The 18,031-nt window shown below is 69.1% G+C and carries 18 protein-coding genes; 5 read left to right on the top strand and 13 right to left on the bottom strand.

The genetic code is table 11. The features are described 5' to 3' along the window. Window positions 1–46: 46 nt before the first annotated feature. The 3 genes from J2S75_RS04165 to J2S75_RS04155 all read right to left on the bottom strand — a co-directional run bounded on the left by J2S75_RS04165 (window position 47) and on the right by J2S75_RS04155 (window position 3,233). Complete coding sequence (locus J2S75_RS04165) at window positions 47–901, bottom strand: ABC transporter permease (RefSeq protein WP_307018412.1); 855 nt, start codon at window positions 899–901, stop codon at window positions 47–49. 12 nt (window positions 902–913) lie between these two features. Beyond that, window positions 914–2,113 (bottom strand): quaternary amine ABC transporter ATP-binding protein, encoded by a 1,200-nt coding sequence (locus tag J2S75_RS04160; RefSeq protein ID WP_307018410.1) that lies wholly within the window; start codon window positions 2,111–2,113, stop codon window positions 914–916. A 127-nt stretch (window positions 2,114–2,240) separates the two neighbouring features. Beyond that, complete coding sequence (locus J2S75_RS04155) at window positions 2,241–3,233, bottom strand: P1 family peptidase (protein WP_307018408.1); 993 nt, start codon at window positions 3,231–3,233, stop codon at window positions 2,241–2,243. Between the two features lie 127 nt (window positions 3,234–3,360). Between J2S75_RS04155 and J2S75_RS04150 the strand changes: the two genes are divergently transcribed. Then, window positions 3,361–4,092 carry a cytochrome c biogenesis CcdA family protein gene (locus J2S75_RS04150; protein WP_307018406.1) on the top strand — a complete coding sequence of 244 codons (732 nt, stop codon included), beginning with the start codon at window positions 3,361–3,363 and terminating at the stop codon, window positions 4,090–4,092. Window positions 4,093–4,208: 116 nt separating this feature from the next. Here J2S75_RS04150 and J2S75_RS04145 read toward each other — a convergent pair whose 3' ends face one another. The 6 genes from J2S75_RS04145 to J2S75_RS04120 all read right to left on the bottom strand — a co-directional run bounded on the left by J2S75_RS04145 (window position 4,209) and on the right by J2S75_RS04120 (window position 10,023). Further along, window positions 4,209–5,309 (bottom strand): branched-chain amino acid ABC transporter substrate-binding protein, encoded by a 1,101-nt coding sequence (locus tag J2S75_RS04145; RefSeq protein ID WP_307018404.1) that lies wholly within the window; start codon window positions 5,307–5,309, stop codon window positions 4,209–4,211. A gap of 131 nt (window positions 5,310–5,440) precedes the next feature. Further along, window positions 5,441–5,812 (bottom strand): DUF6867 family protein, encoded by a 372-nt coding sequence (locus J2S75_RS04140; protein WP_307018509.1) that lies wholly within the window; start codon window positions 5,810–5,812, stop codon window positions 5,441–5,443. Window positions 5,813–5,913: 101 nt separating this feature from the next. Continuing rightward, window positions 5,914–6,690 carry an ABC transporter ATP-binding protein gene (locus tag J2S75_RS04135; protein WP_370874075.1) on the bottom strand — a complete coding sequence of 259 codons (777 nt, stop codon included), beginning with the start codon at window positions 6,688–6,690 and terminating at the stop codon, window positions 5,914–5,916. Beyond that, window positions 6,687–7,649: an ABC transporter ATP-binding protein gene (locus tag J2S75_RS04130; RefSeq protein WP_307018402.1), complete on the bottom strand. Its 963-nt coding sequence runs from the start codon at window positions 7,647–7,649 to the stop codon at window positions 6,687–6,689. Before J2S75_RS04130 ends, J2S75_RS04135 begins: the two co-directional genes overlap by 4 nt. Then, on the bottom strand, window positions 7,649–9,094 hold the full coding sequence (gene livM, locus J2S75_RS04125) for a high-affinity branched-chain amino acid ABC transporter permease LivM (RefSeq protein WP_307018401.1): 1,446 nt from the start codon (window positions 9,092–9,094) through the stop codon (window positions 7,649–7,651). Before livM ends, J2S75_RS04130 begins: the two co-directional genes overlap by 1 nt. 11 nt (window positions 9,095–9,105) lie before the next feature. Beyond that, window positions 9,106–10,023 (bottom strand): branched-chain amino acid ABC transporter permease, encoded by a 918-nt coding sequence (locus J2S75_RS04120; RefSeq protein ID WP_244376129.1) that lies wholly within the window; start codon window positions 10,021–10,023, stop codon window positions 9,106–9,108. Window positions 10,024–10,415: 392 nt separating this feature from the next. On the opposite strand from J2S75_RS04120, the gene J2S75_RS04115 reads away from it, so the two are divergent. Further along, on the top strand, window positions 10,416–10,940 hold the full coding sequence (locus J2S75_RS04115; protein WP_307018398.1) for a flavin reductase: 525 nt from the start codon (window positions 10,416–10,418) through the stop codon (window positions 10,938–10,940). Between the two features lie 6 nt (window positions 10,941–10,946). Here J2S75_RS04115 and J2S75_RS04110 read toward each other — a convergent pair whose 3' ends face one another. Further along, window positions 10,947–12,134 carry a BaiN/RdsA family NAD(P)/FAD-dependent oxidoreductase gene (locus tag J2S75_RS04110; RefSeq protein WP_307018396.1) on the bottom strand — a complete coding sequence of 396 codons (1,188 nt, stop codon included), beginning with the start codon at window positions 12,132–12,134 and terminating at the stop codon, window positions 10,947–10,949. Further along, a complete protein-coding gene (locus J2S75_RS04105; RefSeq protein WP_307018394.1) occupies window positions 12,131–13,219 on the bottom strand; it encodes a lysine-2,3-aminomutase-like protein in 1,089 nt (362 codons plus the stop codon). The genes J2S75_RS04110 and J2S75_RS04105 overlap by 4 nt, the downstream gene beginning before the upstream one ends. Before the next feature lie 87 nt (window positions 13,220–13,306). Between J2S75_RS04105 and J2S75_RS04100 the strand changes: the two genes are divergently transcribed. Continuing rightward, window positions 13,307–13,630, top strand: coding sequence for an XdhC family protein (locus J2S75_RS04100; protein ID WP_307018392.1), 324 nt, complete (start codon window positions 13,307–13,309; stop codon window positions 13,628–13,630). Next, window positions 13,630–14,970 (top strand): XdhC family protein, encoded by a 1,341-nt coding sequence (locus J2S75_RS04095; protein ID WP_307018391.1) that lies wholly within the window; start codon window positions 13,630–13,632, stop codon window positions 14,968–14,970. Before J2S75_RS04100 ends, J2S75_RS04095 begins: the two co-directional genes overlap by 1 nt. An 11-nt stretch (window positions 14,971–14,981) precedes the next feature. On the opposite strand, the gene bcsS is transcribed toward J2S75_RS04095, so the two are convergent. After that, on the bottom strand, window positions 14,982–15,740 hold the full coding sequence (bcsS, locus tag J2S75_RS04090; RefSeq protein WP_307018388.1) for a cellulose biosynthesis protein BcsS: 759 nt from the start codon (window positions 15,738–15,740) through the stop codon (window positions 14,982–14,984). 143 nt (window positions 15,741–15,883) lie between these two features. Beyond that, window positions 15,884–16,342 carry a DUF488 domain-containing protein gene (locus J2S75_RS04085; protein ID WP_307018386.1) on the bottom strand — a complete coding sequence of 153 codons (459 nt, stop codon included), beginning with the start codon at window positions 16,340–16,342 and terminating at the stop codon, window positions 15,884–15,886. Between the two features lie 210 nt (window positions 16,343–16,552). Here J2S75_RS04085 and J2S75_RS04080 point away from each other — a divergent pair, with 210 nt between their 5' ends. Further along, window positions 16,553–18,028, top strand: coding sequence for an ATP-binding protein (locus J2S75_RS04080; protein WP_307018383.1), 1,476 nt, complete (start codon window positions 16,553–16,555; stop codon window positions 18,026–18,028). The last annotated feature ends 3 nt before the right edge of the window (window positions 18,029–18,031 follow it).

Below are 18,031 nucleotides of genomic sequence, written 5' to 3'. Positions count from 1 at the left end.
GGGTGTTTGGGTCCGGAAGTCGTTCGCTGCTTCCGTTTGAGAAGGTTCAGCCCTGCTGGCGGTCGCGCCGCATGTGCCGGGCGATGTGTTGGGTGATGCGGTCGAGGATGACAGCCAGCACGACGATGGCGATACCGGCCTGGAAGCCCTGGCCCGCCTCCAGCCGCTGGATCGCCCGCCACACCTCGCCGCCGAGGCCGCCGGCGCCGATCATCGCGGCGATGACGACCATGGACAGCGCCAGCATGATGGTCTGGTTGACGCCGGCCATGATGGTGGGAATGGCGAGCGGCAGCTGGATCTTGAACAGCTTCTGCCAGCGGCTGGAGCCGAAGGCGTCCGCCGCCTCCACCAGTTCCGGCGGCGTCTGCAGGATGCCGAGCGCGGTCAAGCGGATGGTCGGCGGCATCGCGAAGACGATGGTGGCGAAGCAGGCCGACACCGCGCCCAGCCCGAAGAAGGGAATCGCGGGGATCAGATAGACGAAGCTCGGCATGGTCTGCATCATGTCGAGCGCCGGGCCGACAATGCGCCAGAACCGCTTGCTGAGCGCCGCCGCGACGCCGATCGGAATGCCGATGGCGAGGGCGAACAGGGTCGACACCAGCACCAGCACCAGCGATTGCAGCGTCGCCCGCCACAGTTCGAGGTTCCACAGGAAGGCGAAGCCGAGCACCGTGCCCAGCGCGATGCGCCAGGTGGTGAGCCGCCATACCAGCAGGCCGCAGCCGAGGATGACCAGCCAGGGCGGCAGGCCGACGAGAAAATCGGTGCTTGACTCGATGGCGGTACCGACCACGGCGCTGAGCGCCCGGGTGACGCCGGAGAAATGCTCCGTCGCCCAGTCGAGCGCGACATCGCACCATTCGGCCAGCGGGATGCGGGGTATCTCGAAATCCATCCGTCCCTCCCGTCAGTGCGCCGTCTCGACCCGGCGCCGCGCCAGCGCGGCGACGAGATCGGCATTGGCGATGACGCCGAACAATTCGCCATCCGGCCCGGTCACCGCGATTTCGCCGCGCCCGGAGGCGAGGCGGGCCACCGCCTCGTTCAGCGTGGCGGAACGGGGCACGAAGGCGTCGCGGTCACTCAGCAGCAGGCGCAGCTCGGTGGTGCCGGCGCGCTTCAGCGTGTCGGCATCGACCGTGCCCTGGAAGCGGCCCTGCTCGCACACCACGGTGACGACAGGTTCGCCGGACTGGGTGAGCACCGCCAGCGCCTCGGCGGCCGTGCTCTGCCAGGGGCGCACGGCGGCCGGGCGGCGCATGGCGTCGCCGGCGGTGACGACGCCGAGCACGTCGATATGCTCGACGAAGCGGCGCACATAATCGTCGGCCGGGTTGGCGAGGAAATCGGCGGCGGTACCCTGCTGCACCACGCGCCCATCCTTCATCAGCACGATCCGTCCGCCGAGCGCGATGGCCTCGTCGAGGTCGTGGCTGACGAAGACGATGGTCTTCTTCAGCCGCTTCTGCAGCGCCACGAGCTCCTGCTGCATGTCGCGGCGGATCAGCGGATCGAGCGCGCTGAACGCCTCGTCCATCAGCAGCACGTCCGGGTCGAGCGCCAGGGCGCGGGCGAGGCCGGCGCGCTGCTGCATGCCGCCGGAAAGCTGCGAAGGAAAATGCTGGTCCCAGCCCTTCAGCCCCACCGTCTCGATGGCGGCGAGCGCCTTGTCGCGCCGGGCGGCGGGCGGCACGCCCTGCACTTCCAGCCCATATTCGACATTGCGCTGGATGGTGCGGTGCGGGAACAGCGCGAATTGCTGGAACACCATGCCGAAGCGGGTGCGGCGCAGCTCCATCAGCTCGCGCTCGCCCAGCGCGGTCACGTCGGTGCTGTCGATATGCACCGAGCCGGCGGTCGGCTCGATCAGCCGGTTGATGCAGCGCAGGCAGGTAGACTTGCCGGAGCCGGAAAGGCCCATGACGACGAGGATTTCGCCCTCGGCGACATCGAAGCTCACATCCTGCAGGCCGATCACCGCGCCGGTGGCCTTCTGCACCTCGGCGCGGCTCTGACCGGCGCGCAGCAGCGGCAGTGCCCGGCCGGCTTCGTCGCCGAAGATTTTGGTTAGCCCCCGCACCCGGATGCGTGGTTGCGTCTCGTTCATGCGCCCCCCTCTTATTGAGGTGAGTGTCAGACGCATGGCAGCCATGCCGATTGGACAGATGCGACAAGCCGGGCTGCAAAGCCGACAGAGGCCCGGTGCTTATTGCGTGCAACGCAATAAGCCGTTGTCAGCGGCCGAAACGCTGCCGCCAGCTGGGAAGGGTATCCTGTTGCGGCAAAGGCTTAGCCTCGAACACCGCCCGGGCGCAGGCGCGGGCGAGGGTGCGCACAACGGCATCGCCAAGCAGGGCGAGGTCGAATACCGGGTCTTCCAGCGGGCGCCGGCCGGTGGCGGCGGCGAAGATGGTGTCGCCGTCGAGCGGCGTGTGCACCGGCCAGATGGCATGGGCGTAGCCGTCATGGGCCATGACCGCCAGCCGCTTGCACTGCGCCTTGGTCAGCACGGCATCGGTGGCGACGATGGCGATGGTGGTGTTGGCGCCCGGCGGCAGTCCTTTCAGCGGCGGACGCGCGGGCAGGGGCGGCAGGGGATTAGGCAGGCCGAGGCCGCCGAACTCGCCATCCTGCTCGAAGGGCGCCGCCCAGAAATGCGGGCCGCCGGGGAAATTGGTGGCGCCGCAGGCATTCACCGCCACCAGCGCCCCGACCACATGGCCGGTGGCGGCAACCATCGAGGCCGAGCCGAGACCGCCCTTGAGGTCCACCGTCGTCGCGCCGGTGCCGGCGCCCACCGTGCCGAGCGGGAAGTCGCGCGCGGCGGCATGGACGGCGGCGTAGCCGAGATCGCGATAGGGCGGGAAGCGGCCCCAGTTCTTGTCGCCACCATTCAGCAGATCGAACAGCACCGCGCCGGGCACGATCGGCACGCGCGCGTCGCCGACGGGAAAGCCGATGCCGCGCTCGGCCAGCGCCGCCGCCACCCCGCCCGCCGCATCCAGCCCGAAGGCGGAGCCGCCGGACAAGGTGAGGGCGTGGACGGCGCCCACCGTCTCGTCCGGTGCCAGAAGATCGGTCTCGCGCGTCCCCGGCCCGCCGCCGCGCACATCGACCGAGGCGACGGTCGGCTCGTCGAACAGCAGCACGGTGACGCCGGAGGCGAGGGTAAGGTCGGTGGCGTTGCCGACGGACAGGCCGGCGACATCGGTGATCAGATTACGCATACGCTCCTCGCTCGCGCCGCCTTCGATCGCGGCATCACATCACGGGTAGAGGCCAAGCCGCCGCATTGCGCCGGCGGGTAGGCCGGTGCATTGGGAGGGCCTCGGATAGGCTAGGGTTGCTCATTTCATGGCCGACGTCACTCTTCCGGCTGCCTTCGTGGCCGGCATCGCCAGCTTTGCCTCGCCCTGCGTGCTGCCGCTGGTGCCGCCCTATCTGTGCTACCTCGCCGGCACAAGCCTCGATCAGATCACCCACAAGGCGCCGACCGATGCCGCCGCCCGCCGCACGCTGGGCGCGGCGGTGCTGTTCGTGGCCGGATTCTCCACCGTGTTCGTGGCGCTGGGGGCGGGGGCCTCGGTGGCGGGCGGCTATCTGCGCTACTATTCGCAGGAACTCGCCATGGTGGCGGGCGTCGCCATCCTGCTGATGGGGCTGCACTTCCTCGGCATTCTGCGCTTCGGCTGGCTCACCCGCACCAAGCGGGTGCATGTGGACGCGCCCTCCACCTTTCTCGGCGCCTATGTGATGGGCCTCGCCTTCGCCTTCGGCTGGACGCCCTGCATCGGCCCGGTGCTGGCGGCGATCCTTGCCGTGGCGGCAAGCGAGCAGACGCTGACCCATGGTGCGGGCCTGCTGGCGGTCTATTCCGCCGGGCTCGGCGTGCCCTTCCTCGCCGTGGCGGCGATGGCGCGCCCGGCGCTGGGCGTGCTCGGCCATGCCAAGCGCTATCTGCCCATGGTGGAAAAGGTGATGGGTGCGCTGCTCGTGCTCACCGGCATCGGCTTCCTCTCCGGCTGGATGGCTCAGCTGAGCTTCTGGCTGCTGGAGACCTTCCCGGCGCTGTCCGCCTTCGGCTAAGCCAGCCGCCTGGAACCCGGCCTCATGAAAAGCAAAACCCGCCGGATCGCTCCGGCGGGTTTCGTTTGTCGGCGAAGGAGACGGTGCGCCGCGCCACGAAGGCTCGGCGCTGCCGCTCACATCTGCGAGTAGCCGCCGTCCTTCCAGACGTACAGCACGTAGTCGAGGGTGGTGCGGTCGCCCTTCCTGTCGAAGGTCAGGTCGCCGAGCACGGTCTTGAAGACCTTGCCGGAGTGGATGTACTCGGCCAGCTTGGCGTTATCGAGCGACTTGGTCGCTTCGGCCGCTTCCTGGAACACCTGGCCGGCGGCGTAGGTGTAAAGCACGTAGCCCTCCGGATCGATGCCCTTCTTCTTGAACTCGGCGACAACGGCGGCGGCGGCCGGGCTGTTGCGCGGATCGGGACCGAAGGTCATCAGCGTGCCGGCGGCGCCCGGACCGGCGATGGTCCAGAACTCCTTGTCGGTGATGCCGTCGCCCGAGAACAGCACGGTGGTCATGCCCTGGTCGCGCATCTGGCGAACCAGCAGGCCGGCTTCCGTGTGCAGGCCGCCATAATAGAGCACGTCGACATTCGCCGACTTCAGCTTCGAGACGAGCGCGGAATAATCCTTCTCGCCCGGGTTGATGCCCTCATAGACCACTTCCTTGATGCCGGCGGCATTCATGGCCTTCTGGGTCTCGTCGGCAAGGCCCTTTCCGTAGGGGGTCTTGTCGTGGACGATCGCGACCTTCTTGTCCTTCAGGTTCTTGGCGATGTAGTCGCCGGCGACAGCGCCCTGCTGGTCGTCGCGGCCGCAGACGCGGAACACGTTGGTCAGGCCGCGCTCGGTGAACTTCGGGTTGGTCGAGGCCGGGGTGAACTGGAGGATGCCGGCTTCGGCATACTGCTCGGAGGCCGGGATCGAGACGCCGGAGTTGAAGTGGCCGAGGACCACCTTGACGCCGTCCGAGATGAACTTGTTGGCAACCGACACGCCCTGCTCGGGCTTGGAAGCGTCGTCGCCGATAATCAGCTCGACCTTCTGGCCGAGAATGCCGCCCTTGGCGTTGACGTCAGCGGCCCACTGTTCGGCGCCGTTCTTCAGCTGGGCGCCGAAGGTGGCGTTCGCGCCCGTCATCGGACCGCCCACGCCGACCTTGATCTGCGCCGACGCCGGGACGGCCAGCGCCACCATGGCGCCGAGCGCGATGCCGGCAATCAGAAGCTTCTTCATGAACGTCTCTCCTCATTCTGGAAGGTTGGAAAGCACGGCCTCAATGGCTCGGCGGCTGTCGCCCCGGGCCGATATCATGCCCTTTTCGATGCTCTTGTCGACGAGCAAGCGAAACATGGTGAAGGCGCTTCTCACGGCTCTCCGGAACGAGGGCGGGATTGGCCTTCGAGCCAGCCGAAGACGCCGGACTGGCGGTAAATCCAGCCATAGCGGGTCGCCATCTGCCGCGCCCGTTCGGCACGGAAGCCGAGGGTGGCGAGGGCGACCAGGAAGGCCGTATCGGTGAGGAAATAATGCAGCGAGAGCAGCGTGCCCTCGAACAGCGCGAAATGGAAGAAGCGCACCACGCAGCCCAGCAGCAGCGCATAGAGCACCGCCTGCCGGTAGGGCCGCCAGGTCGAGGCGATGGAGCGGCCGGTGAGCCATGCCGCGCCGCCGCCAAGGAACAGGGTGACGAGCACGAAATCGGCGCGCGACACTTCCACCACCAGTTCCGGCTTCAACACCGCCGAAATCAGGACGAGGGCGACCACCAGCAGCGGCAGCACGACGGCGAGGCTCGCCGAACTGCCCTTGGAGACGAGGGTGCCGGAAACGGGAGCCATCAGTGCGCTCCTCCTTCGAGATAGGCGGCGCGCACTTCCGGGCGCTCCAGCAACTCGCGGCCCTCGCCCGAGAGGGTGATGGCGCCGTTGACGAGAACATAGCCGCGATGGGCGAGCTTGAGCGCGTGGAAGGCGTTCTGCTCCACCAGCAGCACGGTGAGGCCCTCCGTGCGGTTGAGTTCGCGGATGGCGTCGAAAATCATCCGCACCACCAGCGGCGCAAGGCCGAGCGAGGGCTCGTCCAGCATCAGCAGGCGCGGCCGGCTCATCAGCGCCCGGCCGATGGCCAGCATCTGCTGCTCGCCGCCCGAGAGCGTGCCGCCGCGCTGGTTGATGCGCTCCTTGAGGCGCGGGAACAGGGTGAAGACCTTTTCCAGGTCCGCATCGAAATGGGCGAAGCCGTCGATCGCCGCGCCCATCTGCAGGTTCTCGAACACGCTCATGCGCGGGAAGATGCGCCGGCCCTCCGGGGACTGGGCGATCTTGAGATGGGCGATCTCGTGGGTCGGCACCTTGGTGATGTCCCGGCCCTCGAACAGGATCGCCCCCTCGCGCGGGCGCGGCTGGCCGAAGATGGTCATCATCAGCGTCGACTTGCCGGCGCCGTTGGAGCCGATCAGGGTGACGATCTCGCCCTTGTAGACATCCACATCGACGCCCCGCAGGGCCATGATGTTGCCGTAGAAGGTCTTGACGCCGCGCACCTGCAGCATCGGCACGTCGGTACGGCCGGTGGTCGAGGAGGTGGCGGCGGGAACGGTGAGAGTATCGCTCATGCGCTGGCTCCCGGCGCGGAAGACTCCGTGTGCAGCTCGGCCTCGACCTCCTCGATCGCGTCCTCGTCGACACCGAGATAGGCGGCGATGACGCGCGGGTCGTTCTTCACCGCTTCCGGCGTTCCGTCGGAAATCTTGGTGCCGTAATCCAGCACGACGACGTGGTCGGAAATCTCCATCACCACGCTCATGTCGTGCTCGATCAGCAGGATCGAGGTGCCGTGCTCGGCGCGGATGGCGCGCAGCAGGGTGTTGAGTTCAAGGCTTTCGCGCGGGTTGAGGCCGGCGGCGGGTTCGTCGAGGCAGAGCAGGATCGGCTCGGAGCACATGGCGCGGGCGATTTCCAGCCGGCGCTGGGCGCCATAGGGAAGATCGCCTGCGGGATCGTCGGCGCGGTCGGTGAGGCCGACCTTGTCGAGCCAGTATTTCGCCTTCTCGGTGGCGGCGCGCTGCGCCTTCGTCCAGCCGGGCAGGCCGAACAGCCCTTTGAGCGAATAGCCCGAAGCCGCCATCAACGCATTGTGCTGCGCCACCATCAGGTTCTCCAGCACGGTCATGCCGGTGAACAGGCGGATGTTCTGGAAGGTGCGGGCCACATGCGCCTCGCCGGAGACGAGGTAGTCCGGCATGCGCTCCAGCAGATAGACGCCAGCGTCGCGGCCGGTGAGCGAACGCTCGCCGATGCGGGTCACTTCGGCGATCTCGTCGGGCGTGGGGGCGCGGCCCTTTGCCAAGATGAGACGCCCCTCGCTCGGCTTGTAGAAGCCGGTGATGCAGTTGAACACCGTGGTCTTGCCGGCGCCGTTGGGGCCGATCAGGGCGGTGATGTCGCCCCGTCCGACCTTAAAGCTGAGGTCGTTGACCGCGATCAGGCCGCCGAAGCGCATGAACAGGTGTTCGACGATGAGGATGGGGTCGGCTTCCCAGCGCGGGAGGCCGGTTGCGGGAGAGGTTGCCATCAGCCGTGGCCCTCCTTCACGAGATCACCGGAGACGGCCTTGCGTTCCTTGAGGAAGATCGTCGGGTCGCGGGTGGAGACGAGCCCGCGCGGCTTCCACACCATGATGGCGACCATGGCGAAGCCGAAGATCAGCATGCGGTACAGGCTGGGGTCGAAGTCGTTGCCGAAGATCTGCTTGAGGAAGCCGAGATTGCGCAGCATTTCCATGCCGCCCATCATCACCGCCGCCGCCACCGCGACGCCGATCTGCGAGCCCATGCCGCCGAGCACGACGATGGCGAGGATCATCGCCGACACGTCGAAGGTAAAGCTTTCCGGGCTGACGAAGCCGGCGCGCACGGCGAAGAAGCAGCCGGCGAAGCCGCCGAACATGGCGCCGGTGGCGAAGGCCGAGAGCTTGGTCGTAGTGGTGTTGATGCCGAGCGAACGGCAGGCGATCTCGTCCTCGCGCAGCGCCTCCCAGGCGCGGCCGACCGGCAGCCGGCGCAGCCGCACCGTGACGAAGGCGGTCAGCAGCGCCAGCGCCAGGATGACGAAATAGAGGAAGACGATGCGGTGCATCGGGTTGAAGGGCAGCCCGAACAGCGCGGCGAAGCCGTCCGGCCCGGCATTGAAAGGAATGCCGAAGAAGGTCGCGCGGGGGATCGAGGCAATGCCGGCGCCGCCATTGGTGAAGTCCACCCAGTTGATCAGCACCAGCCGGATGATCTCGCCGAAGGCCAGCGTGACGATGGCGAGATAGTCGCCGCGCAGGCGTAGCACGGGAAAGCCGAGGATCATGCCCCAGACGCCGGCGAACACGCCGGCCATCGGCAGGCAGATCCAGAACGCCCAGTTCGCCCAGAAGGTGGCGCCGAACAGGCCGGCGAAGAAATCATTGATCGGCGCCGAGGTGGCCAGCAGCGCATAGGTGTAGGCGCCCACCGCGTAGAAGGCGACATAGCCGAGGTCGAGCAGGCCGGCGAGGCCGACGACGATGTTGAGGCCCCAGCCGAGCATCACATAGGTGAGGATGAGGATGCCGAGGTCGATGAGATAGCGGCTCTCGTTCAGCCCGCCCAGGAGGAAGGTGGACAGGAACGGGAACACCACCGCGAAGGCCAGCAGCGCCGGCTTGACCCCGGGGCCGACCGCCGTGCCGATCCGGTCGAACACGCTCGGGCCGGTGCGGGTGGAGGGGCGGCGGTTGGGCGACCACAAAGTGAGGTTCAGCAGCAGCCGGCCGACGAAGACGATGCCGACCATGATGGCCAGCAGCGACGGGCGGTAGGCAAGGCCCAGCGCCCCGTCGATGATGACGGTTTCGAACCCGATCAGCGGGCCGAACAGGCCGAGCGCGATCAGGCCGGTAATCAGCGCGTCCTTGAAGGCATGGCCCAGGAGGGACGGGGAGCCGGCGGCCGGGGCCGCAGGCGCAGCGGTGTCGGCGGTCTGGACAGCCATGATGCGCGACCTCAGACCTTCTCGACCTCAGGCCGGCCGAGCAGGCCCTGCGGCATGAAAATCAGGGTGATGGCGAGGATGGAGAACGCCGCCACGTCCTTGTACTCGATGGAGAAATAGGCCGACCAGAAGGTCTCGATCAGGCCGATCAGCAATCCGCCGAGCACGGCGCCGGGCAGCGAGCCGATGCCGCCGAGAACCGCCGCGGTGAAGGCTTTGACGCCCGGCACGAAGCCGTCGGCGAAGTTCGCCACGCCGTAATACATGAGGTAGAGCGTGCCGGCGACGGCGGCGAGCGCGGCGCCGATGACGAAGGTCAGCGAGATGGTGTGGTCGACATTGATGCCGAGCAGCGCCGCCATCTTGCGGTCCTGTTCACAGGCACGCTGGGCGCGGCCGAGCGAGGTCTTCTGCACGAGGTACCAGAAGCCGCCGAGCAGGGCGGCGGTGACCACCATGATGATGACCTGCTTCCAGGCGAGGGTGACCTGGTAGGAGCCGGAATCCATCAGCACGATCACGTCGGTGATCATCGGCGGCACCGGCTTGTTGCGCGGGCCCTGCGTCACCTGCACGAAATTGGCGAGGAAGATCGACATGCCGATGGCCGAGATCATCGGCGCCAACCGGAACGAGCCGCGCAACGGCCGGTAGGCGACCCGCTCGATCGCCCAGTTCAGCAGCGAGGTGAAGAACATCGCCACGACCAGCACGATCGCCAGAGCGAGGAAGATCGAGGTGATGCCGAGGACCGTGGTGACCAGCAGGAAGCAGATCAGCGCGATGAAGGCGGAGACCATGAACACGTCGCCATGGGCGAAGTTCACCATGCCGATGATGCCGAACACCATGGTGTAGCCAATGGCGATCAGCCCGTAGATCGAGCCGAGCGTCAGCCCGTTTATGAGCTGCTGAACGAAAATTTCCATGATTGTGCCGGCTCCCCTCAGCCGAATTTGCGCAAGGCGCCGCCGTCGGGCTTTTGCACAGTTTATGACCGTGCCCGTACGACAAGCGCCCCTACTCTTAGCTCGCGCCCGTTGCCGATACAATTCGATCGAAAGACGAAATGCAATCGATCGAAAAGCATGATATTAGGGTGCTTAAATACCGCTACCAGTGAATCCCATTGCAACTCAAGCGGTTAATGTGACGGGACTGCGTCCGGCCTGTGTCCGCCTCCGTCATTTTTGTCTTCACATCGTCATGTCGACACGGGGGTGGGAGGCGCGGTTTCCAAAACCGGCCGCCAGAGGTTATGCACAGCGCATATGCGTGCGGGGGCCTTCGGTCCGCGCGCCGGTGCAGGAGGCACGGCAGATTGGATCAGCCAAAGGCGCCTGAGGCGCATCACGACGCCGGGCACGCGGTCGAGGCCGGGCTCTATCGCGAGGCGATGAGCCGGCTGGTCGCCGCCGTGCATGTCATCACCACCCATGGGGCGGAGGGCCGCGCCGGCTTCACCGCGACGGCCGTCGCCTCGGTGTCCGACAGCCCGCCGACCCTTCTCGTTTGCCTCAACCGGCGCATCCGCTCCGCTCCCGCCTTCCGTCACGCGGGGCGGTTCGCGGTGAACATGCTTGCCGCCGAGCAGCAGGCGGTGGCGGAAGCGTTTGGCGGGCGCGGCGGGCTGGAGGGCGAGCAGCGATTCGGCGTCGGCCAATGGCACGAAGGGGCGCTGGGCCTGCCTTGTCTCACCGGGGCGGTGGCGGTGTTTCACTGCCGGCTGGTGGAGGCACGCACCATCGCCACCCATGATGTGCTGGTCGGCCGGGTGGAGGCGGTGACGCTCGGCCCCGACAGGGCCAAGCTCGCCTATCTCGGGCGCGGGTTCCTCACGGTCTGATGTCGCTCACGCCACCTGCCCGGCGACCCAGCCGGACGACCACGCCCACTGGAAATTATAGCCGCCGAGCCAGCCGGTGACATCCACCACCTCGCCGATGAAATACAGGCCCGGCACGGTGCGGGCTTCCATGGTGCGTGAATCGAGCCCGGCCGTGTCGACGCCGCCCAGTGTCACCTCGGCAGTGCGGTAGCCTTCCGAGCCCGTCGGCTTGAGCCGCCAGCCATTCACCGCCTCGTCGATCCGCCGCAGCGCCTTGTCGGAAAGGTCGGCGAGGTTGCCGGCCCCCGCCTCGCGCTCGGCGATGAGCTGGGCGAGGCGCTTGGGCAGCAGCGTTGCCAGCGCGGTGGCGGGCGCCTGCCGGCCATTGGCGGCGCGCATCTCGCGCAGCCGGGCGAAGATGTCGGTGTGCGGCGCCAGCGCCAGCGTGATCTCGTCGCCCTCACGCCAATAAGAGGAAATCTGCAAGATCGCCGGGCCGGACAGGCCGCGATGGGTGAACAGCAGCCCTTCCTCGAACCGCGTCTTGCCATGGCTCACCCGGCCTTCCACCGCCACGCCGGCGAGCGGGGCGAGCCGTTCCAGCAGAGCGGGATCGAGGGTCAGCGGCACGAGCCCCGGACGGGTGGGCTGCAGCGCCAGCCCGAAGCGCTCCGCGATCTCATAGCCGAAGCCGGTGGCGCCCATTTTCGGGATCGACTTGCCCCCCGAGGCGACGACCAGTGAGCGGCAGGCGACGCTCCCGGCCGTTGTCGCCACGGTGAAGCCGTCAGCCGCCCGCTCGATCCCGGTGATGACGGTGGCAAGGCGCAGTTCGCCGCCGGCCTCGCGCAGATCGTCGGTCAGCATGTCCACCACCTGCCGGGCCGAGCCGTCACAGAACAGCTGGCCGAGCGTCTTCTCGTGCCAGGCGATGCCGCGCCGGTCGATGCGGGCGATGAAGTCCTGCGCGCGGTAGCGCTTCAGCGCCGAAATGGCGAAGCCGGGATTGGCGGAGAGGTAGTTGCGCGGGCCGGCGTCGCGATTGGTGAAGTTGCAACGCCCGCCGCCGGAGATGCGGATCTTCTCGCCCGGCGCGCGGGCATGGTCGAGCACCACGACCCGGCGCCCGCGCCGCCCGGCTTCGATGGCGCACATCAGCCCGGCCGCGCCGGCACCGATCACCACCACATCGACGGGCGTGGGGCGGCTCACACGCCCTCTCCATAGGCGTGCACGCCGCCGCAATAATCGGTGACGCGCCAGCCCTCGGGCGCCGGCTCCAGATAGGAGGGGCCGACCGGCACCTTGCCGTGGCCGCCGGGAATGTCGAGCACATAGGTCGGCAGAGCGAGACCGGAGACCCGCCCGCGCAGCGCCGCCATCAGTTCCTGCCCGCGCTTTATCGGCAGGCGGAAATGCGCCGTGCCGGGGGCGAGGTCGGGATGGTGGAGGTAATAGGGTTTCACCCGGCACTCCACCAGCGCACGGAACAGTGCGGCGAGCGTGCCGGCATCGTCATTAACGCCCGCGAGCAGCACGCTCTGGCTGACCAGCGCGATTCCGGCTTCGGCGAGACGGGCCAGCGCCGCGCGGGCCTCGGGGCCGAGTTCGCGCGCATGGTTGGCATGGATGGCGACATAGGTCGTCACACCGGGCGCCCGCAGTGCCGCCACCAGCGCGCCGGTGACGCGCTCGGGCGCGGCAATCGGCACGCGGGTGTGGAAGCGCACGATCTTCACATGGGGAATCTCGGCGAGGCGCGCCATCAGCTCCGCCAGCCGTCGCGGCGAGGCGACCAGCGGGTCGCCGCCGGTGAGCACCACTTCCCAGATCTCCGGCCGACCGGCGATATAGGCGAGGGCGGTCTCAAGCGCGTCGTCGGACAGGCTCGTTTCCGCGCCGGGCCCGACCATCTCGCGGCGGAAGCAGAAGCGGCAATAGACCGCGCAGACGCCGACCAGCTTCAGCAGCACCCGGTCGGGGTAGCGGTGGACGATGCCGGGCACCGGGCTGTGCGCGTCATCGCCGATCGGGTCGTCGCGCTCTTCCGGGCGGGTTTCCAGTTCGCGCGCATCCGGCAGGAATTGCCGGGCGATCGGGTCGGCGGCGTCGGCGGGGTCGATCAGCTGAGCCAGCATCGGCGTCACCGCCACGGCGTAGCGGGCTTCCACCGCCTCCAGCGCCGCATCGGCTGGCAAAAGCCCGGCCTGCGCCAGCTCACCCACGCGGCGCAGGGTGCGGGCGGGCAGCGCAGCGGGTGCGGACGGGGCGAGGGGCGTGCGGACGGGCGAATTCATGCGCGGTCTTGTGATCGTTTCCGCGCGCGCGGGCAAGGCGCGTCAGCCGCCGCGCGTTATAGTGCAGCGCAGATCGAGGGAGAAATCATGCTCACGCGCGAGGACGATGTGCTGCAGGTGGCGGCCGATTGGCGGCGGGCCGGCCGGGGCGTGGCACTGGCCACGGTGATCGAGACCTGGGGCTCGGCGCCGCGCCCGGTGGGCAGCCATCTCGCCATCGATGAGGACGGCAATTTCCTCGGGTCGGTGTCCGGCGGCTGCGTCGAGGGCGCGGTAGTGGCCGAGGCGGCCGAGGTGATCGCCGACGGGCGGGCGCGGCTGCTGGAATTCGGCGTCGCCGACGCCACCGCCTGGCAGGTCGGCCTGTCCTGCGGCGGGCGCATCGCCGTCTTTGTCGAGAAGGTCGGCTGATGGACCTCGCTTTGCTCGATGAACTGAATGCCGAACGCGCCGCCCGTCGCGCCGCCGTGCTGGTCACCGATCTCGATGGCGGCGCCCAGCGGCTGGTGCGTGCCGGCGACGCCGCAGCCGATCCGCTGGCGCCGCATCTCGCCGAGGCGCTGCGCAGCGGCCGCAGCGGCAAGGTGGAAGCGGAAGGCCGGCGGCTGTTCCTCACGGTTCAGCTTCCCGCGCCGCGTCTCGTCATCACCGGCGCGGTGCATATCTCGCAGGTGCTGGCGCCGATGGCGGCGGCCGTGGGCTTTGCGGTGACGATCATCGACCCGCGCACCGCCTTCGCGACCCCGGAGCGCTTTCCCGGTGTCGATGTGCGGGCGCTTTGGCCGCAGGACGCGCTGGCCGAGCGGCCGCTCGATCCGTTCACCGCCGTGGCGGTGCTGGCGCATGACCCGAAGATCGACGATCCCGCGCTCGAAGCGGCGCTCAGCGCCGGCTGCTTCTATGTCGGCGCGCTCGGCTCGCGCAAATCCCATGCCGGGCGACGGGCCCGGCTGGCGGAACGCGGCGTGGCGCGCGCGGCGCTGGAGCGCATCCGCGCGCCCATCGGTCTCGATATCGGCGCGGCGACCCCGGCGGAAATCGCCGTCTCCATCCTCGCCCAGCTGGTGGGCGAGCTGCGCCGCCGCCCGGCCCGCCCGCCGGCGGCCTTGGTTCTCGCCGCCGGGCAGGGCACGCGCCTGCCGGGGGCGCACAAGCTCACTTTGCCGCTCGGCGGCGTGCCGTTGGTGCGCCGCGCGGTGGAGGCGGCGCTCGCCGCCCGCGCGCGGCCGGTGATCGTGGTCACCGGCCATGAAGACGCTTTGGTGCGGAAGGCGCTTGACGGGCTGGACGTGACCTTCGCCCCCAATCCCGACTTCGCGCGCGGGCTGTCCACCTCGCTGCGCACGGGCGTCGCGGCGCTGCCGAAGGAGACGGAGCGCGTGGTGGTGCTGCTCGGCGACATGCCGAAGGTCGAGCCGGCGCTCATCGACCGCCTCGCCGATGCGCTCGATCCCGCGCAGGGGCGGCTGGCGGCGGTGCCGGTGGCCGGGGGGCGGCATGGCAACCCGGTGGCGCTGGCGCGCGCCCTGTTCCCGGCGCTGACGACGCTGGAAGGCGATGTCGGCGCCCGCCGCATCCTCGCCGACAACCCCGATTTCGTCGTCGAGGTGCCGGTAGAGGGGGAGGGCGCCTTTGTCGATGTCGACACGAGAGAGGACCTCGAGGCGCTGGAAATCCATGAGATCGCCGCCGCCGCGAGCGATGTCGATGCCGCCGCCGCGCTGGAGGCGATGCGGGCGGAGGACGCCTGAGCCGGCGCGGCTCAGAACGGGATGAACAGGGACAGCGTGCCATAGGGGCTGTCGTCGCTGTCGCCGCTCCAGTTCCAGCCGGCGGCGGCGCGCAGTTCCCAGTTGAGCCATTCACCGCTCCGCAGCGGACAGGCGAGGAACAGGCCGAGCCGGGCGCTTTCATCCGGCCAGTCGGAGGTGGCGCCGGCCTCGACGCCGAGATCGAGCCAGGGGAAGGCCCGCCAGGCGGCAGTGGCCCGCCCGCTGACGCTGCCATCCGCCGTGGAGCCGCTGAGCGAGGCGGTGAGCGTCCAGCGCTCATCGAGGCGGTAGAACCATTCGGCGACGGCCTTGCCGCCCCAATGCGTCCCCGCGTCGCGATTGCCGGGATCGGGCGTGTCGAGCCGGTTGTCGATGATGTTGACCCCGGCATAGAGCGCCAGCGCGTGCCGGCCGCGCAGGAACTGCCAGCCAAGCAGCACCTCGCCATCGGTCTTGTCGACGCTGTTCCAGCCGCCGGCCACGGCCTGCGTGCGGTAGTCATAGCGCCCGCCGCCGGCCTGGGTGCGCAGCCGCAGCCCTTCCCGGTCCATCGGCGCGAAAGGAGCCCAGGCCATGCCGCCCCAGCCATAGCCGCTGTCGCGGGCGATATCGACGCCGGTGTAGAAATAGAGCCGCCGCCGCAGCGACGCCTCCGCACCCTCCTCGGCCGCGGCGCCGGGAAGCGGGCACGCGGCGACCGCCGTCGCCGCGAGGAGAGGCGCGAATAAACGCGCCGGCGAAGAAGGCATCGCCGCGCTCACGGTTGTGGGGGGTCAGGAAGTACGCCTTATCCGAGCACCCGCCGCCACCGGCCTCAATCAACCGAAGGGCGAGTACGGGTGGCGGTACACGCCCCGGCATGCCGCATTTTGTCGCAGCATCCGGGGCCGGGTCAGACCGGCGGCGCCATCAGATGCTCGACGGTGACGCCGACGCGCTCGCAGATGAGATCGGCCACCATCTGCCGGTGGCAATGCTCGGGATGCCGCTCGAAGCACAGCACGCAGACCCGCCGCCCGGCCTTCACCAGCGCGGTCAGCTCGTCGAGCTGCTCCTGCGCCGTGGGGGTGGCGAGATGGGCGTCATAGATGCGCCGCAGCTCGCCGTAATGCCCGCTGCGCGCGGCCTGCCGGCCTTCCGCCGGAGTGCCGAGGCCGCGCAGATGCAGATAGCCGATGCCGCGCTCGCTCACGCCGGCGGCGAGGTGGCTCTTGGAAAAGCCGGCGCGGCGCGAGGCCGCGACGGCGCGCACATCGACCAGCAGGTCCACCCCGGCGCCGCTCAGCGTGTCGAGCACGGCGGCGGAGGAGACCTGTTCGTAGCCGATGGTGAAGAAGGGCGGGAGCGACATGGCGGCAGAGTGGCGCGAAGCACGGGGCTTGTCGAGCCGGGCCGAATCTGTGGAGTTCTTGCCGGCTGTCGGCGCGGGCCCTTGCCACGTGCTAAAGGCAGGGCCGGGCGCGGCAGCCGGAGCGGCTTCCCGCCGGATCGGCCGGCTGGGGGCGGGCAATCGAACCATGCGGCCCTCGCGCGGGGCCTGTGCAGGGATGCGTCACCGCAGATGAAGATCGGTATCGAGCTTGGAAGCAGCAACGCCGGACAGCCGGTTCGGCTCGATCTGGAAGAGCTCCTGTCCACGCGCCTTCTGGTGCAGGGCAATTCCGGCTCGGGAAAATCGCATCTGCTCCGCCGCCTGCTGGAACAGAGCGCCGGCCATGTGCAGCAGGCGATCATCGATCCGGAAGGCGATTTCGTCGGCCTGGCCGAGCGTTTTGGTCATGTGGTGATCGACGCCGAGCGCACCGCCGGCGAGATCCAGCGCATCGCCGCCCGCATCCGCAAGCACCGCGCCTCGGTCGTGTTCAACCTCGAAGGGCTGGATGCCGACGCGCAGATGCGCTCGGCCGCCGCCTTCCTCAACGGCCTGTTCGACGCCGACCGCGAATTCTGGTTCCCGATGCTCGTCGTGGTCGACGAGGCGCAGCTTTTCGCGCCTTCGGGCGGTGGCGAGATTTCCGACGAGGCGCGGCGCATCTCGCTCTCGGCCATGACCAACCTCATGTGTCGTGGCCGCAAGCGCGGGCTCGCCGGCGTCATCGCCACGCAGCGCCTCGCCAAGCTGGCGAAGAACGTGGCGGCGGAAGCCTCGAACTTCCTCATGGGCCGCACCTTTCTCGACATCGACATGGCCCGCGCCGCCGATCTTCTCGGCATGGAAAAGCGGCAGGCGGAGAGTTTCCGCGATCTCAACACCGGCTCTTTCGTCGCGCTCGGCCCGGCGCTGGCGCGTCGCCCGGTGGCGGTGAAGATCGGCCATGTCGAGACGGCGAGCCGCAACGGGCGCCCCTCGCTGCTGCCGCCGCCGGAACTCGGCACGGCGGAAATCCAGGATCTGATCTTCGACGATCTCGGCACCGAGCCTCTGCCCGCGCCGCCCGCCCGGACGGAGCCGCGCGCCACCGAGGCCATTCTGGAGACTCTGGAAGACGCACCCCCGCCCGAGGCCGCGCCGGTCGATCCGGAAGTCGCCGCCGCCTTCGAGGCGGAGCGCGAGGCGCTGGTGGAGGAGATCATCCGCCAGTTCGTCTCCGATCCGGAGGCGCCGTTCCGCTCCGCCGCCGCGCTCTACCCGGATTTTCTCGTGCATTGCCGGGTGCGGCGGGTTGGCTCCAAGGTGCCGGACCTCGCCGACTTCACCCGCCGGCTGGCCATTGCCCGCGCCGGGCTGGACTCCCGCAGCGGCGATGAGGGCTGGGCGCGTGCCGTCGACCAGGCGGCGGGCCTGCCGGAGGAGATGCAGGGCGTTTTCCTCCTGCTGGCGCGTGCGGGCATGGAGGGCGCGCCCTCGCCGGCGGACGAGGCGCTGGCCAAGGCCTATGGCAGCCGCTCGCCCTCGCGCGGGCGCTGGCTGCTGACCTATATGGAAGAGCGCGGCCATCTCGTCTGCGAGGCCGATTTCCGCGGCCGCCGCGTGGTGCGCTTCCCCGCGCTCGGCTGGAAGACCGCGCCGGGCGACCCGCGGGCGCCGGCGGCCTGAGAA

It is taken from the genome of Ancylobacter polymorphus, assembly GCF_030813495.1.
GTDB classification, from domain to species: Bacteria; Pseudomonadota; Alphaproteobacteria; order Rhizobiales; family Xanthobacteraceae; genus Ancylobacter; species Ancylobacter polymorphus.
Note: the sequence above shows the minus strand (reverse complement) of the source record. Positions and strands in the feature narration are given on the sequence as shown.